Source organism: Methanomethylovorans sp., assembly GCF_041447285.1.
Lineage (GTDB): Archaea > Halobacteriota > Methanosarcinia > Methanosarcinales > Methanosarcinaceae > Methanomethylovorans.
Window position 1 is genome coordinate 49,542 of record NZ_JBGMEB010000012.1, and the last position, 14,521, is coordinate 64,062.

General features: G+C 40.8%; 16 protein-coding genes. 9 read left to right on the forward strand and 7 right to left on the reverse strand.

All coding sequences use genetic code 11. The features are described from left to right. Positions 1-43: 43 nt before the first annotated feature. Positions 44-997, forward strand: a complete 954-nt coding sequence (locus tag ACC612_RS07875; protein ID WP_371854090.1) for a biotin--[acetyl-CoA-carboxylase] ligase — start codon at positions 44-46, stop codon at positions 995-997. Positions 998-1,101: 104 nt separating this feature from the next. Then, positions 1,102-1,578, forward strand: a complete 477-nt coding sequence (locus ACC612_RS07880) for an S-layer protein domain-containing protein (protein ID WP_371853957.1) — start codon at positions 1,102-1,104, stop codon at positions 1,576-1,578. Between the two features lie 13 nt (positions 1,579-1,591). Here the strand turns inward: ACC612_RS07880 and ACC612_RS07885 are convergent, their stop codons facing one another. The 5 genes from ACC612_RS07885 to ACC612_RS07905 all read right to left on the reverse strand — a co-directional run bounded on the left by ACC612_RS07885 (position 1,592) and on the right by ACC612_RS07905 (position 6,399). Then, a complete protein-coding gene (locus tag ACC612_RS07885; protein WP_371853958.1) occupies positions 1,592-2,512 on the reverse strand; it encodes a coiled-coil protein in 921 nt (306 codons plus the stop codon). After that, positions 2,509-3,141 carry a hypothetical protein gene (locus ACC612_RS07890; protein ID WP_371853959.1) on the reverse strand — a complete coding sequence of 211 codons (633 nt, stop codon included), beginning with the start codon at positions 3,139-3,141 and terminating at the stop codon, positions 2,509-2,511. Before ACC612_RS07890 ends, ACC612_RS07885 begins: the two co-directional genes overlap by 4 nt. Positions 3,142-3,210: 69 nt before the next feature. Then, entirely contained in the window at positions 3,211-3,501 is a 291-nt protein-coding gene (locus ACC612_RS07895) for a DUF424 domain-containing protein (RefSeq protein WP_371853960.1), read from the reverse strand. 10 nt (positions 3,502-3,511) lie between these two features. Beyond that, positions 3,512-5,602 (reverse strand): minichromosome maintenance protein MCM, encoded by a 2,091-nt coding sequence (locus ACC612_RS07900; protein ID WP_371853961.1) that lies wholly within the window; start codon positions 5,600-5,602, stop codon positions 3,512-3,514. An 86-nt stretch (positions 5,603-5,688) separates the two neighbouring features. Further along, complete coding sequence (locus ACC612_RS07905; RefSeq protein ID WP_371853962.1) at positions 5,689-6,399, reverse strand: RNA methyltransferase; 711 nt, start codon at positions 6,397-6,399, stop codon at positions 5,689-5,691. 188 nt (positions 6,400-6,587) lie between these two features. Between ACC612_RS07905 and ACC612_RS07910 the strand changes: the two genes are divergently transcribed. The 5 genes from ACC612_RS07910 to ACC612_RS07930 all read left to right on the forward strand — a co-directional run bounded on the left by ACC612_RS07910 (position 6,588) and on the right by ACC612_RS07930 (position 11,710). Beyond that, the gene (locus tag ACC612_RS07910) at positions 6,588-7,202 is read left to right on the forward strand and encodes a transglutaminase family protein (RefSeq protein WP_371853963.1); all 615 of its coding nucleotides are present in this window, start codon (positions 6,588-6,590) and stop codon (positions 7,200-7,202) included. A 52-nt stretch (positions 7,203-7,254) separates the two neighbouring features. Then, positions 7,255-7,932 carry a 4'-phosphopantetheinyl transferase superfamily protein gene (locus tag ACC612_RS07915; RefSeq protein ID WP_371853964.1) on the forward strand — a complete coding sequence of 226 codons (678 nt, stop codon included), beginning with the start codon at positions 7,255-7,257 and terminating at the stop codon, positions 7,930-7,932. A gap of 164 nt (positions 7,933-8,096) precedes the next feature. Next, positions 8,097-8,708: a GyrI-like domain-containing protein gene (locus ACC612_RS07920; protein ID WP_371853965.1), complete on the forward strand. Its 612-nt coding sequence runs from the start codon at positions 8,097-8,099 to the stop codon at positions 8,706-8,708. Positions 8,709-8,812: 104 nt separating this feature from the next. Further along, entirely contained in the window at positions 8,813-9,700 is an 888-nt protein-coding gene (locus ACC612_RS07925) for a serine/threonine-protein kinase RIO2 (RefSeq protein ID WP_371853966.1), read from the forward strand. Between the two features lie 39 nt (positions 9,701-9,739). Then, positions 9,740-11,710 (forward strand): DUF460 domain-containing protein, encoded by a 1,971-nt coding sequence (locus tag ACC612_RS07930; RefSeq protein WP_371853967.1) that lies wholly within the window; start codon positions 9,740-9,742, stop codon positions 11,708-11,710. Between the two features lie 3 nt (positions 11,711-11,713). Here ACC612_RS07930 and ACC612_RS07935 read toward each other — a convergent pair whose 3' ends face one another. Beyond that, positions 11,714-12,265 carry a ferredoxin domain-containing protein gene (locus tag ACC612_RS07935; protein WP_371853968.1) on the reverse strand — a complete coding sequence of 184 codons (552 nt, stop codon included), beginning with the start codon at positions 12,263-12,265 and terminating at the stop codon, positions 11,714-11,716. A gap of 107 nt (positions 12,266-12,372) precedes the next feature. On the opposite strand from ACC612_RS07935, the gene ACC612_RS07940 reads away from it, so the two are divergent. Beyond that, a complete protein-coding gene (locus ACC612_RS07940) occupies positions 12,373-12,996 on the forward strand; it encodes a molybdenum cofactor guanylyltransferase (protein ID WP_371853969.1) in 624 nt (207 codons plus the stop codon). Continuing rightward, a complete protein-coding gene (locus ACC612_RS07945) occupies positions 12,989-13,507 on the forward strand; it encodes a hypothetical protein (protein ID WP_371853970.1) in 519 nt (172 codons plus the stop codon). Before ACC612_RS07940 ends, ACC612_RS07945 begins: the two co-directional genes overlap by 8 nt. Before the next feature lie 10 nt (positions 13,508-13,517). Here ACC612_RS07945 and ACC612_RS07950 read toward each other — a convergent pair whose 3' ends face one another. Next, complete coding sequence (locus tag ACC612_RS07950) at positions 13,518-14,408, reverse strand: DUF1638 domain-containing protein (RefSeq protein WP_371853971.1); 891 nt, start codon at positions 14,406-14,408, stop codon at positions 13,518-13,520. Positions 14,409-14,521: the final 113 nt, after the last annotated feature.

Here is a 14,521-nt window from a genome sequence, read left to right on the forward strand (position 1 = left end):
AGATGTTTATTGGCGGGATAAAGTGAATAATATAGCTGAGATCATGCGGATTTTAAAAGAAGCTGACGGGAAGCCGGTTTCAGGAGAGGATCTTGGAGAACGGTTAGGAATTTCCAGGGCTATGGTGTGGAAATACATAAGTTCCTTGAAAGAAGGGGGCTATGAAATTGAATCTTCGCCTAAAACCGGTTATGTGCTAAAAGTTGTTCCTGACATGCTTTACCCTGAAGAGATCAAAAGTGGATTGAATACTACATTGATAGGTAATGAGATCCTTTATTTTGCAGAGCTGGAGTCTACTAACAATTTTGCCAAGGAAATGGCAAAGGAAGCAGAAGAAGGGACAGTAGTGATTGCTGAGGTTCAGAAAAAAGGTAGAGGCCGGCTGGGAAGGAACTGGCAGTCACCAAAAGGAGGTATCAACCTTTCTGTCATACTTAAACCAAACGTCCCCCTTGATCATGCAGCAAGGCTGACTCTTATGACCGGACTTGCTGTAGCAAATACCATTCGTTCTCTTGGAGTGGATGCCCGTATCAAATGGCCCAATGATATATTTGTAAATGAAAAAAAAGTATGTGGTATACTCACAGAAGTAGATGCGGAAATGGAACAGATCGATTACGTTATCATTGGAATAGGTATAAATGCCAATGTTAATATCGAAGAATTCCCGCCGGGAATACGTGAAAATGCTACAAGTCTCAAGAAAGAACTTGGTGCTGAGGTTAATAGAGTTGAATTCGTGCAGAATTTATTGTATGAACTCGAACAGCAGTATATAAAGTTCAAGACACAGGAATTCTCCGCAATACTAAGTGAGTGGATAAATCTGTCTGACACTATTGGTAAAGATGTCACAATTATGACACCTTCACGAATGATAGAAGGCAAAGCTGTAGGCATCACTGACACAGGGGCTATTTCGGTCAGAACAAAAGATGGAAAAAGGGTAAACCTTATTGCCGGTAGATGTGTTTATACACGTACTAGATGAAGGCTTTATCCACGTGGATAGACAAACGTCTATCTTCACTATTTATATTACTATTTCTTGTTCTACTTACATCGATAGCTCTGGTTTTGCCTGCTCAGTCAGTGGTGATAGTAGAAGATGTACTTGTAAATGATTCAAGCATATATCTTGTTACAGGAAACTCTTGGCATTTTTATCAGGGATATAATCTTTCCATAAAAGGCGTAAATCAGGAAGCTGACAGTGTATGGCTTGAGTTATCATTGGGAAATAAGATATTAAAAACCCAGGTTCTTGGCGAAGGAAATAATTTCACCTATCAGAAGAATAACAGAACGATACTCAATATTACTGTAAATACTATTTATGCAGGTGATGGAGAAGAACTAGTTACTTTTGCACCAGTGTTTCAATATATGGATGTAGAATTACCTGCACCTATCATACCAGAAGATGAAATTGATGACGAACAGAATAATAGTCTGATAGATGATATTTCAATAGGAACCAATCAAATAGAAGGCTTCACATTAGTTACTGCCATTCCAGTTTCTATAATTGCTGCTGTTTTGATCTCGATACTTGGAAAAAAAAGTAATTAAAAGAAATGGGACCTTACAGTTCGAGGTCTCCATTCTCCATAAGCACTTTTAAGTCTTGAAGACTCATCTTTCCAGTTTTTTCCAGCTTTTCTTTAGCAACTATCCTTTGTTCCTGCTGTTTCTTTTCATCCTTTACAAGCTGGATATCGTTCAACTTCTCAAGGTAACCGTTTAGTTCATCTCTAAGCAGTGAGATTCTTTGCTTAAGAGGGTCTATTCTGGCCCTTAATGGCTCTGTAACCCCAAATTTTTCTTTTATTTGGGCATGACAGAGATCTGCATCTTTGCGCACCTCATCTATTTTTTTGTAAAGATCTATCATTTCTGTATGGTGTTGTTGTGAGACATCAGCAAGTTCCTTTATAGTAGAACCTATGTTCTCTCCTGTACCAGGCTGTTGGGACATTGTAGAGTCATAAGTTTCCTGTATCTTTTTGTGTACTTCGTCTGCTTGCATCGCAGCTCTAAGGCGCTCATCAAGCTGAAGCAGCCTTCCAAATACATCTATCTCATGCTGTAGAGGAACATCTGCATTAAGGAAGGTATCAAGCTCTGCAAAATAAGCTTTTGATATAATATCCACAGTTCCTCTTGAAACCTGATTTAAAGCATCTCTTTCAGCCTTAAGTTTTGCAATTGCATCTGAGGCTTGCTGACTTGCAGACATCCTTGCATTTTTTATATTTTTCAGTTCGGAGATCTTAGCATTCACTTCATCTCTTTTTCCTTTCAATTCCCTGGCTTTTGTAACCATTTCCTTGACCTGGGAATTCAAAGCGTCTCTCTTTTCCTTAAGCTCCCCCATATTGGTTCGATGAAGGCGTAACTCATTGAATAAGGATCTAAGTTCTTTTTCATCGCGGGCAATCTGTGTGCGTAGGTCATTTACCTTTAACTTCAGATCCTTTTCTGAAATGGATGATGCATCCGTCATACTGTGATCACCTCTTTATCTGTACCCTTCAGTTTATCCCAATACTTTAAAGCCTCTTTATGGCTCTGTATTCTTTTTTCGAGCCATGAATGCCTTGGCTTTGCTTTATTTAGTTCATCTTCTTGAAGCTTTTGATTTTCTATTAATCCACATTCGAGTCCGGATGCAGCTCTAAGCTCTTCATGAGATGTTACAGCTTCTTCTATCTTAGATTTTATAGATAATTTGCTTTCCGAAGTTTCCCCAATAGAAAGAACAGACATGATGGAATCAACAATCGCTTTTTCTTCATTTACGGGGGAAAGCAGTTTTGCTTTTGCAATGTTGTCACGTATGGTGTTGACATCCTTCTGCTGCATACCAGATTCGGTTAATTTATCCAGCATCATCTCTGCCTGATGGTAAAGTTGCTGGCGTTTTTCTTTAAGTACATCTATGCGTTCGAGTAGCTCTTCATGTTTTTTCTTGCTATCGTCTATTCCCTGAGAGTAAGAAGAAAATCTTGTATCAAGCTCTTCGAATTCAAAATTGTACTTCTCTAACATTCTATTGTGCTTAAGGATCACTGCATCGATCAGACCTTCACGGTCATATAAAGTAACCCCTACGCCATCTCCATCGGTGGTCATTCATTTGTCTCCAACTAGATAATATTTATGACAATTATCTATTACTATATATATAAATTATCATCGGCATTATATTTGGAATATTTGAGCATGAGGTACGCCATCTATGTATATCACACTTTGTGGATTCACCACACCGCAATTAATGGCACACTGAATGCATTTCACTCCAAAAAGGTTTGCTGTGGTTGCATTCTTCAAAGCTTTTTCCACGCTTTCGGAATCAACAATTTCTCCACAAAAAAATCCTTCATTCACTGTAACTGTGATATTTCCTTCTTTTAAGGTCTTTCCAAGGATCTCCTTGTCGCATATGGCAACAACGACATTGCTACCGGAATTATGGACCTTCAGATACATCGATTATTCCTCACACAAGCTTTACACTATCATGATCCGGTTTCATCAGGTCGCCAGATCTGCGCATTTTTGCGATCATGTCTTCTGCATGAGCTCTGTCAATACCTTCTACAGATGCTTCTGCATAGATCTCTTCAAGAGGTGCTTTACCTGCGGGGTGTCTGCCACCCACCTGCCTGATGATCTCCTTGAGAACTTTTATTTTGTCTCTCTGGCTCTTGCTGGTACCGGATGCGATCACATCAACATCGAAAGCTCCGGTGGACGGGTCAACACCTACCTGTTTCATGCATGAATATACTATTTTTGTCGTACGTTTTGCATCGTCCATAGTAACAACATCGCTAAGGCGCACTCTTGCACTCGCTTCTGCAAGTCTTACGAGGGCTTCCAACTGCCTAGCTGTTACCGGGACGGGGGCATCTTTGCCTTCTCCCATTTTACGCAGGTCCATGTAAAACTTCACCAAATGTTCCCTTGCTTCTTCTTCCATTATAGGGAAAATATTTCTGCGTGAGTAGGCTACATATTTTCTCATAAGGTCCGGGTCAATATCAGGAATGATAATTTCCATCTGTTCGTCGACCTGTTCCTGTGTCACCTTGCTTGTAGCCATCTTTTTGCGTTGTTCAGAAAGCTCACCTGCATAGTGGGACTTAAGTATATGCTTAGCGATCCGTGTATCTTTTTCCTCATTTGGTGTGTCAAGAAGCACGAAGATCATATCAAACCTTGACATAAGCGCCGGGGGCATATTGATCTGTTGGGCAATACCCTCATACCTGTCAAACCTTCCATATTTTGGGTTAGCAGCACCAAGAAGTGCACATCTGGACTTCAGTGTGGCGAGTATACCGGCCTTTGCAATGGATATAGTTTGTTGCTCCATAGCTTCGTGGAGTGCACTTTTGTCTTCAGAACGCATCTTGTCCATTTCATCCACTGCGGCAATACCCATGTCAGCCATGACCAGTGCTCCAGCTTCCAGTGTCCAGCGTCCGTCTCCCATTTCATCTTTCACAGCAGCTGCAGTAAGACCGCTGCTTGAGGCACTTTTTCCTGAAGCGAATACACCTCTGGGTGCGAGTTTTACCATGTAGCGGAGAAGCTGACTTTTTGCCACACCCGGGTCACCCACAAAAAGCATGTGGATATCTCCCCTTACCCTTGATCCGTCGGGGAGATGCTTAGGAACGCCTGAAAATAACTGCAATGCCAGTGCTTCCTTTACATCTTCGTGTCCATAGATTGAAGGCGCAATAGACCGTATGATCTTATCATATATGTGGGGATCCTGGCTCATTTCCTTAATAATGTCTTCCTCTTCAGGGGTTATCTGCAGTTCATCGAACTCTTTGTCCACATTTTCCATAGAGTTTGCATCCAGCACGAGGTCATAAAAAGGAGATTTTCCCTCACGGGTAGTACGTTGATGGGATCGGAGAACACCATTGATAACGATCCTATCACCAGGTTTTACGATACCTGCAAGATCTTCTTCTACATCCACATCCAAGCTCTGTGGCTGTGTTCCTCCCCTCAGGTTTTCGGGTGATTCTTGTATCTGCAGTTTCTGGGCATCCACAAATACGGATTGCTCCATAAGTATCTTAAAAGGTCCTCTTTTACCGCATGTATCATTCTCACATTCCAGAGGCTCTACGAATTTCATTTCAGTTTGCGGCACGAAAGTTACATGTTCACATCGCATGCACATAAAGGCAGCATTTATTATCTTGGGGCGAACTTCAGTCGCTTTGCGGATCATGCCCTCAATAGCAATGAATTTCATCAGATTCTTACTTCTCAGGTCCCTGATAGGTATCTTGCCGGGAACCTTTTCGAACCTTACTTTTGCCTTATCCAAGGTCTTATCAATGGGCAGGTCGATCTCCTGCAAGGCCTTGTCAGCAGAAGGCAATACTTCTGACGGCTGTTCTAATAACTCTGCAGCCAGTTCTCTGTCAAATATCTCAAGGTTTGAAAAATCAACTGTAAGACTTCTCTGGTCCGGGTATTCGTTAGCAAGTTGAAGAATATCATCCCAGTAGTACTGCTTGAGGAATGCTTTGAAGTTTTCTTCCCATTTTATTTCTGTCATGTCTTTCTCAAAGTTAGGTGCGCAGATTTTGTACCGGCACCAACCATAGTTTTTAATTTATATCAATATTTCGTGTATACATTTGCTCAAATTTTCTTATTTGAGACCATGCACCTCTGTATCCTGCGCAGGACACCCCTTAGAGTTTGTACTTCCCTTGGGATCAGGCGTGCCCTTCCGAATATCCTTTTTAACATCAGTTCCGTTTTATCTTTTTTGTGTGCAGGGTATTCGATATCTTTCAGCAATTGGGAAAAATGCTCCATCAAAAGTTTTGTATCAAAAGCATCTGCAAGTGGCGTTTCTCCTGCTTCTACGCCGCTCAGTTCGTAAAGTACCACTGCGACAGCATGTGAGAGATTCATCACCGGGTATATTTCGGATGTAGGAATTGTGAGGATCATGTCCATCATACATAATTCCTCTTTCATGAAGCCTTTATCTTCCCTGCCAAAGAGCAGTGCGATGGTTCCAGAGTATCCTTCCAGATTTTTTTTCAATTCTCTTGGAACAAATGCTGGGATACGTATGTGCTCATCGAATTTACTACCGGTTATACCAGTGGTGCCTATAAGGAGGTTTGCACCTACAACAGCTTCTTGTATGCTGTTCGTGATGGTTGCACCTTCAAGTACATCACGTGCATGAGATGACATTGCACGCGCTTCTCCTTCAAGAGGGCATGGGTTTACCAGCGCAAGGTCTGTAAAACCAAAATTCTTCATCGCCCTGGCCACAGAACCTACATTTCCCTGATATAAAGGCTCAACGAGCACTACTCTGAAATTAAGAGACATGGTATATCCTTGATGATTTTGGGAGCTTATAGGTGACTGCAGATTATATAAGGCTAATTATGCAAGTATTAACCAATTATTTTTTTGAATGTCAGCGGTTTGGTTAATAATTAAAGTGTGTATATAGAATTCTCGAAGAGATTTTAGTTTTCAGTGTAGCATATATCAAATTATATGAAGGAAAGGGAATGAAAGCTGAAAGTGCCAATATCCAAGATTACATTAAAAGAACCAAAGTTATAGACTACGATAATGAGCTGATCGTCTCCAAATGTCGTGATTTAGAGAATGGCGTAACAGATGAGATCCATCTGATTAAAAAAGTATATGAATTTGTCAGGGATGAAATATCCCATTCAGGCGATATTGGTGCACATGAAGTAACATGCAAGTCATCAGAAGTTTTGAGATATGGACATGGGATATGTTGTGCCAAATCCCACCTGCTTGCAGCTATGCTGAGATATTTTTCAATACCAACTGGTTTTTGCTATCAGAAACTTCGTTCAGATAATGATTCTGGCAAAAAAGTATTACATGGTCTTAATGCGGTATATCTTAGAGACTTTGATAAATGGATTAGACTGGACGCCAGGGGAAATAAGGAAGGAGTAGATGCTCAGTTTAGTTTGTATGAAGAAAAAATTGCCTGGCCCATAAATGAAGAGCTTGGTGAAGAAGATCATGAAATGATGTTCGCAGAACCAAACAGTACTGTGATTGAAGTTATGACAAGAAGTAAAGATCGGAATGAGTTGTGGGCTGATTGGGAACTTGGTCTAAAAGAATTGTTTGATGCTTAGCATTTTGTACTTAACAGAGGTAAATTGGATAATACTTCTCTCAGGGATTTTCATGGAAATCGAAGAATTAACACCATCCACTGTTTCGGTCAAACAAGTGACGGATCTTTGGAACGAAAATGAGGTTCTTATTTTCATTATCGATTTGAATGAGTATCCATCTCTTTGTGCAGACTACCTCAATGAAATAGAGAAGGCACATCTTGATACGCTGAAAACAGAGTATTTCAAAAAAAGGTATATTGTATCAAGAATGGTTCTTAAATCTCTCTCCGGTATCCTTAAGGAAAAACCATGGTCTTGTATTTCCACTATCAAGGATGAATGTGGAAGGGTTCATGTATGCGATTATAATGACCTGCATGTTTGTATCGCATACAGTGAAAATATTATTGTTCTTGCAATATCCAAAATAGATCTTGGTATCGACATAGAGGTTATAAGGTCAAGGTCGGTTACAAGCATCTCAAAATCAATTGATAGATCATTGCCAGACGGTACTTCCTCTAAGGATAGCTCTGATTTTTTTATCATGTGGACTTTGAAAGAAGCATATTGTAAACTCTCAAATAAAACCATGTTTTCTAATTTAAGCAGAAAATTGGATTTGTCGGATGTTTATCATTTAAGCTATGTCATAGAAAATAAATATTTACTTGCACTCGTTACAAAATCTCGTCCACCTAAAGTAAGCATAACTCATCTTCAAAAAATTGATATTCTTATTTGACAATGGACTAACCTGGATTTTTCAACATAAATTGTAAATTACATCAAGGCTTGAATGTAGTCTTACCTGGGGTAAAGTACGACTATCTATATGCTATCGGGCCTTAAATGAAATGTACATCTAATTTTTTTCAGTCAAATAAGATCAAATATGCAGGTAATAGGATGACGAAGATCGATCTTAAGAAGGAAATGAAGCAACTTTATGCCCCGTCTGCAAAAGAAACATCTGTAGTGGAAGTGCCTCCAATGTCCTATCTGATGATAGATGGGGCGGGTGACCCGAACACCTCACAGGAATATATGGACTCGATCGAGGCACTGTACTCAGTATCATATGCTCTGAAATTCATGGCTAAGAAAAGCGATAACTCTAAAGATTATGTAGTTATGCCCCTTGAAGGTTTATGGTGGGCAGATGACATGGAAGAGTTCAGTGTTGAAAACAAGAATACATGGAAATGGACATCGATGATCATGCAACCTTCATTTGTTACTAAAGCAATGGTAAGCCAGGCGCTTGAGCAGGTTGAAAAGAAGAAAGGGCTTACCGGTCTTTCCAGAATTCGTTTTGAAAAATATGATGAAGGATTATCAGCACAGATCATGCATATAGGACCCTATGCTACTGAAACTCCTACGGTCAGCAAGTTGCACAAGTTCATTGAGGACAATGGCTATTCTCTCAGAGGCAAGCACCATGAGATATATTTGAGCGATCCCAGGAAATCTGCTCCTGAAAAACTTAAGACCATTATCCGTCAGCCTATAAAGTGAAAATGTCATAATTGACTTTTCTTTGTTTTTATATCTCCAATCTCAGGTTTAATTATCCTGTCAACCACAAATATTCTAAACCATCCTGTCATATAAAATCCTGAATGATAGACGACGTCATCAGAGTATTTAAACAACTGGATAACAAGGACATACGCATCCTTACGGGCATAGAGATCGGAATGAAAGATTATGAATGGGTGCCTGTTGAGAATGTCATGAAATTTACCCGCATGACATACGATCATTTGTCCTTTCGGCTCAAAAAGCTTGGCAAACTGAAAATGTTTGCTTTCACAACAGTTCCTTATGAAGGGTATCAGATATATTTTGAAGGATATGATGCTCTTGCCTTGCACACTTTTGTGCAAAGAAAGACTATCAGTGCCATTGGCAACGAGATAGGTGTCGGTAAGGAATCAGTGGTGTTGGAAGCTATGAAAGAACCTGAACTGGGTATTGGAGATCCCGAAGGTGTGGTTATCAAGTTCCACCGGGAAGGTCGTACCAGTTTCACACAGGTCAAACGTAATCGCAGTCATATCGGTGACCGTGAGCACATGTCTTGGATATATGCAGCCCGCCTTGCAGCAAAACGAGAGGCTGATGTTATAAACAAGCTTTATCCTTACGTATCTGTTCCCAAGCTTATTGACCACAATCGGCATGCTCTTGTTATGGAGATCGCCAGAGGCTCTTTACTGTACAAGACAAAGCTCGAAGATCCCCAGTGGTTCTTTGATGAGATCCTGAGGCAATTGAAACTGGCTTATGCAAAAGGTATCATACACGCTGATATGAGCGAGTATAACACTTTCGTTCACGAGGAAGGTGTGCAGATCATCGACTGGCCACAGTATGTCGAGCTTTCGCATCCGCATGCAGATGAATTGCTTGAGCGGGATATTTCTAATATTCTTTCCTTTTTCAAGCGCAAGTACGAACTGGATGCCGAACTTGAATCATCAATAGCTTATGTTAAGGGCCAGTGAACACAAATATATTCCAGAAATCGAATAACTATCTAATGTATGCATAATGGCATCATTTACGGGATTGATATTGCAAAGGGATCCTCGAGGGCACAACTGATCCCCAAATATGCCGTGTCCATCCTTAAGGACGGCCAGGTGCATCGCCACAGTATGGTCAGTCGGAATCGTATCCTTAAGATGGTACATGATGACAGTCCAGACTATATTGCAGTAGATAATATCTTTGAGCTTGCTTCGGATAAGGATGATCTCATCCGTTTCCTGGATAAACTGCCGGAACCCACCAGGCTTATTCAGGTAACAGGCGGTTTGCACCAACAGCCTCTCCTTAAGCTTGCACAGGAACATGGCATTTCCATGAACCAGTTCAATCCGGGAGATGAAGCCGAAGCATGTGCCCGGCTTGCAGCTATGAGCGTTGGGTGTGAAGTCTCCCTGTTTGAAGATGTTACCAGGATCAAGGTCAGCAGGGCCAGGTCATTGGGCAGAGGGGGTTGGAGCCAGAACAGGTATAGGCGTAAGGTGCATGGTGCTGTTAAGGAAAAAAGCCGTCTGATAGAGCAGATCCTGCGCAAGTTTTCAAAAGAAACAGGTGTTACCTTTACAGCCAAGTCCATAGAAGGTTTTGGTGGCTATGTGCGTACTGATTTTATAGTCAATGCCAGCCGTGAGAAGATACCTGTGCATCCTTCAGTTAATGCAGATGTGCAGGTAAGCATCCGTAGTGTTGAAAGAGATAAGATCAAGTATATTCCTCTCGCCCCTTCTAAACGTAAATACACTATTGTTGGTATTGATCCAGGCACCACTGTGGGAATAGCTATTCTTTCCCTGAATGGTGAACTTCTCTTTTCCAATAGTTTCAGGGGCATGTCTCACGATCAGGTCGTCAAGCTGATATCAGACCATGGTAAGCCTGCAATTGTTGCAACAGATGTCTATCCCACACCTGCGGCAGTAGAGAAGATTCGCCGCAGCTTTAAGGCGGTATTAGGTACTCCTGGCACAGAACTGCGTGCTGAAGAAAAGATCGCAATGGCACGGCCTTTCGGTTATTCCAATGACCACGAAAGGGATTCACTGGCTGCTGCTATTAATACCTATCGTAATTACAAGAACATTTTTAGCAGAGTGGAGAAAAAAGCTCCTCGGTTTGCAGACCTTGATCTGATCAAGTACCACGTCATAAATGGTTATTCCATAGAAGAAGCCATAGAAAAGGTAACTGCTGTGCCTGTTCCCCTCCGGCCTGAAACAGTATCTGCATCAGGAGAAAGCATCGATGCAGATGAGCAGACAAAAAAGCTTCAGGAACTTATACGGCAGAAAAATATTAAGATCCATGAGCTTAAGGAATATGTGCAGGAACTGAAAGGATTAAATTCAGAGAAGGACCGAAGCATAGCAGAGATGGAAGCTCGTATTAACAAGCTGAAAAAAGCCGAATCTCTGGAGCTTCGTAAACAAAAAGAGATACATATACGTGATACGGAGATCTCAAGGCTCAAAACGGAGCTTAAAAAGTCTCAACAAGCCCTTCAAGACTCACGCCAGCACATCAAGAAACTGAAACAGATACGTAAGAAAGAGATCAAAGGCGAGGGCTTACCTGTAAAAGTAGTGACTGCTTTTACAAAAGAGGCTATCCAGCAGACAATGGATATGTATGGTATTAAAAAAGGTGATGTGCTCTTGCTTGAAGATTCCAGCGGAGGTGCTGCAGGCACAGCAGCCATACTGGTGGAGACTGGTATAAGAGCTGTGATCATAAAAGATGATATTTCCCATGCAGCTAATGAAGCGTTTTTCCAGGGCAATGTGCCGGTGCTTAAAAACGTAGTAGTTCAAAGATTTGATGATTTTGCTACTGTAGAACCCAAAGTTCTGGAACAGGCATTGTCCGCATGGGAAGAAGATGCAAAGAAAAAGAGAAGGGAGCAGGAACATCAACATTTGGCTTCCCTGCTTGATGAATATCGTAGTGAAAGGCGGCGTGGACTTGCCTGAAACTTAAGGCCACTTCCGATCAAAGAAAATGTTCTTACCTGTAATGCTTAAAGGAATTGCCAGAGCGATGTCGGCCTTTATCATCTCTGCTTTAATAGCTGCTGTACCTGCACTGTAAAATATTCTGTTGTCGATACACAGGTCTTTGGCCTTGGCTGCAGCACATCCTAATGCAATCCCCAAGTCTATGTATTTGATACTGCACTGTGGGCCCTTGAAATCTGTCTTTACCTTTTGTGCTTCCAGCATCTCGTCACATTTTTTATATCCGCATGCACCACAATTAAGTCCTACAACGCCTGCATTGCGCAGACCTATGAGCACCACAGCGTCAGCATCTCTTATATTTCTTGCATCTCTTTTAAAGAATGCAAAAAAATCTCCTCTTTCATCAGCCATACCTTCCATGAATCTGGCAAGGGTTTCCTGCTCATCACGTTCAAGGATACCGGTTACAAGGTCATCCTTACCTTTGCCTTTTGGTGCTGTGCGCGCTGCCACAAGTATTTCTCTGGCAAGTGCATTGATACATTCCAGTTCAGGATTCTCGATCATAACTTCAAGTATGTAGGAATCTATTTTAAGTATTGCGAAACTAAAATTTAAAGTAATATTCTATACCCTAGTCCATAATCTTAGGTCATTCAAATGGTTGAGGCTCAATGCAAAGATCTGCTCTGATATTAGCTGGTGGTAAGGGAACAAGGCTTGGAGAAAGGGAAAAAGCTTTGCTGACCTGCCATGGTATAACCTTGCTGGATAAAACTATAGAAGTCCTCAATTCGGTAGTGGATGAGGTGATCGTTTCGGTAAGGGACCACAAGCAACAGGCAGCCTTCTCTAAATATGTACGAGATGTACGATTATTGTGTGATGTGCATCAAGGGAAAGGTCCTCTTGGCGGGATGCTGGAAGGTATGCGGGAAGCATCCGGTGAATATGTATTTGTTGTGGCTTGTGATATGCCTTTTATAAGATATGATGTCATAGATTTTCTGTTTAATGAAGCTGTAGGCCATGATGCTGCCATCCCTGTGTGGAATAATGGAAGAAAAGAGCCATTACATTCTGTTTATAATAAGGAGCGATTTGTGCCTGCCATCGAGAAGTCTATAAAACAAGATGAATATCGTGTGATGGCGGCTGTATCACAATTACATGATATAAGGTTCATAACTATGGAAAGGATTCAGTTTATTGATGAGGAACTTGTGTCTTTTACCAACATCAATACGGCTGCAGATCTGGAACAGATAATTCAAAGAGGAGCTAATGATTATGGATAAATGTATGGTTATAGGTAAGGCTATTGAACGGATAGCAAATGATTATGATCTTACTATAGACACTGTTAAGAAAGCCATTGATAAATCCAGATTTCCTCTTGATTTTGATCTTATGGTCGAAGAAGGTAGTTTCTGCTTTAGGGGGCCAGATGAAGAATCGAAGGCTGATAACGCTTCTATTTGTATGGCTTCCAAAATACTTGCTAATAAAGGAGTTCAAGAGAATATTCTGCCTATAATATGCAAGCGCATTGAGGCATGGGATCATGAGAATATTGAAGACCTGTTGGATATGATAAGGAAAATTATCAGTATAATGGAACTAAATCCTGACGATCACACTCTAATTGAAACCTGTGTCCTTGACATCAATAATTTGCCTTCGGAAGTTATTCCAAAGGACATGATTCCGCATTATCGGATCTGGGCAATGGACAAGAAAGGTATGTGTCTTGTAGGTGATGACGCAAATAAAGTGGTTCATATTGATAATATACCCAGAAAAATGTAAAAAGAGATTTTTAACAGTGTGCTTTTTTATATTTGTTCATTATTTCGTTTTTCGCATCTAAGTAGCATTTTTCCACGATCTCTGTAGTCCCGGGGATGGACATGATCTCCAGTCCGAACATTTCAGCAAACTGATTTATATTTTGCTCAAAAGCAGGATCATGTCGTGTACTCCTTTCTATTTTCACAATCCGGCTGATATGATGTCTTTTAAATGAGTCACATATTGTTTTCAGATCAGTCTGTTTATCACCGGGAGCATCTACATCTTTCCAGTTGGATGCCCACATAGGAGTGAAAAATAAACTGCCCTTTCCTCTGCATGCCTCGAAAGCTTTTTCATATTTTCTGTTGCCCCCCAAAGCTATGCTTATGCAATCATCTACTCTGTTATCTTCATAATCTCTTAGCAGATATATGGGGCATCTGATATCTGAAAGGTCATTCTCTATATTTTGGAAGGAGTTCCCGCACAGGCCGTAGAACAAGAGAATACCATCTGAATAAACAGACATCTGTTCTATTGCTGCATATACTCCTTTGCGCAACAATTTAAGGTCTCTGTGTAATCCAAGTTCAAGGATGTGCACTACTAAAATAAAGTCATCATCTGTAGTTTTCTTTCTAAACAATCGTCTAAAAATGTTACTTCTCCAGGAGCTTCCTGCTTGCCTGACCATATCGTGTATCCTGTCTGGAGGCACAGATGTATAAGGTGTGCCTCCTGTTTTTAGGCGCCTTATAAGTCCATGTGTTTCTTTTGTATCTGCAACGAACAGATAGTCAAAAGCATTTTTCAATGACAGGACATGAAATATCTCATCTTCTAGTATCCTGCACGCTAATATTGACATGACTGGAATATCGTGTTCCTCCGCGAAAATGTTGGATATTTCAAACACCTAACTTTATTGTTTTTATTATCCTTAAAATATGGCCTGAATAGATTATATGAGTATGTATATATACAATAATTTTCATCATATAAGTCATGGCTACAGAGGCTGTCTGTATC

Bases quoted from the DNA above. Each gene is read 5' to 3' on its own strand.
- ACC612_RS07890 (WP_371853959.1), bottom strand. From the start codon at position 3,141: ATGACCACCGATGGAGATGGCGTAGGGGTTACTTTATATGACCGTGAA.
- ACC612_RS07930 (WP_371853967.1), top strand. From the start codon at position 9,740: ATGCATAATGGCATCATTTACGGGATTGATATTGCAAAGGGATCCTCG.
- ACC612_RS07885 (WP_371853958.1), bottom strand. From the start codon at position 2,512: ATGACGGATGCATCATCCATTTCAGAAAAGGATCTGAAGTTAAAGGTA.
- ACC612_RS07935 (WP_371853968.1), bottom strand. From the start codon at position 12,265: ATGATCGAGAATCCTGAACTGGAATGTATCAATGCACTTGCCAGAGAA.
- ACC612_RS07915 (WP_371853964.1), top strand. From the start codon at position 7,255: ATGGAAATCGAAGAATTAACACCATCCACTGTTTCGGTCAAACAAGTG.
- ACC612_RS07910 (WP_371853963.1), top strand. From the start codon at position 6,588: ATGAAAGCTGAAAGTGCCAATATCCAAGATTACATTAAAAGAACCAAA.
- ACC612_RS07945 (WP_371853970.1), top strand. From the start codon at position 12,989: ATGGATAAATGTATGGTTATAGGTAAGGCTATTGAACGGATAGCAAAT.
- ACC612_RS07900 (WP_371853961.1), bottom strand. From the start codon at position 5,602: ATGACAGAAATAAAATGGGAAGAAAACTTCAAAGCATTCCTCAAGCAG.
- ACC612_RS07895 (WP_371853960.1), bottom strand. From the start codon at position 3,501: ATGTATCTGAAGGTCCATAATTCCGGTAGCAATGTCGTTGTTGCCATA.
- ACC612_RS07905 (WP_371853962.1), bottom strand. From the start codon at position 6,399: ATGTCTCTTAATTTCAGAGTAGTGCTCGTTGAGCCTTTATATCAGGGA.
- ACC612_RS07940 (WP_371853969.1), top strand. From the start codon at position 12,373: ATGCAAAGATCTGCTCTGATATTAGCTGGTGGTAAGGGAACAAGGCTT.
- ACC612_RS07920 (WP_371853965.1), top strand. From the start codon at position 8,097: ATGACGAAGATCGATCTTAAGAAGGAAATGAAGCAACTTTATGCCCCG.
- ACC612_RS07925 (WP_371853966.1), top strand. From the start codon at position 8,813: ATGATAGACGACGTCATCAGAGTATTTAAACAACTGGATAACAAGGAC.
- ACC612_RS07875 (WP_371854090.1), top strand. From the start codon at position 44: ATGCGGATTTTAAAAGAAGCTGACGGGAAGCCGGTTTCAGGAGAGGAT.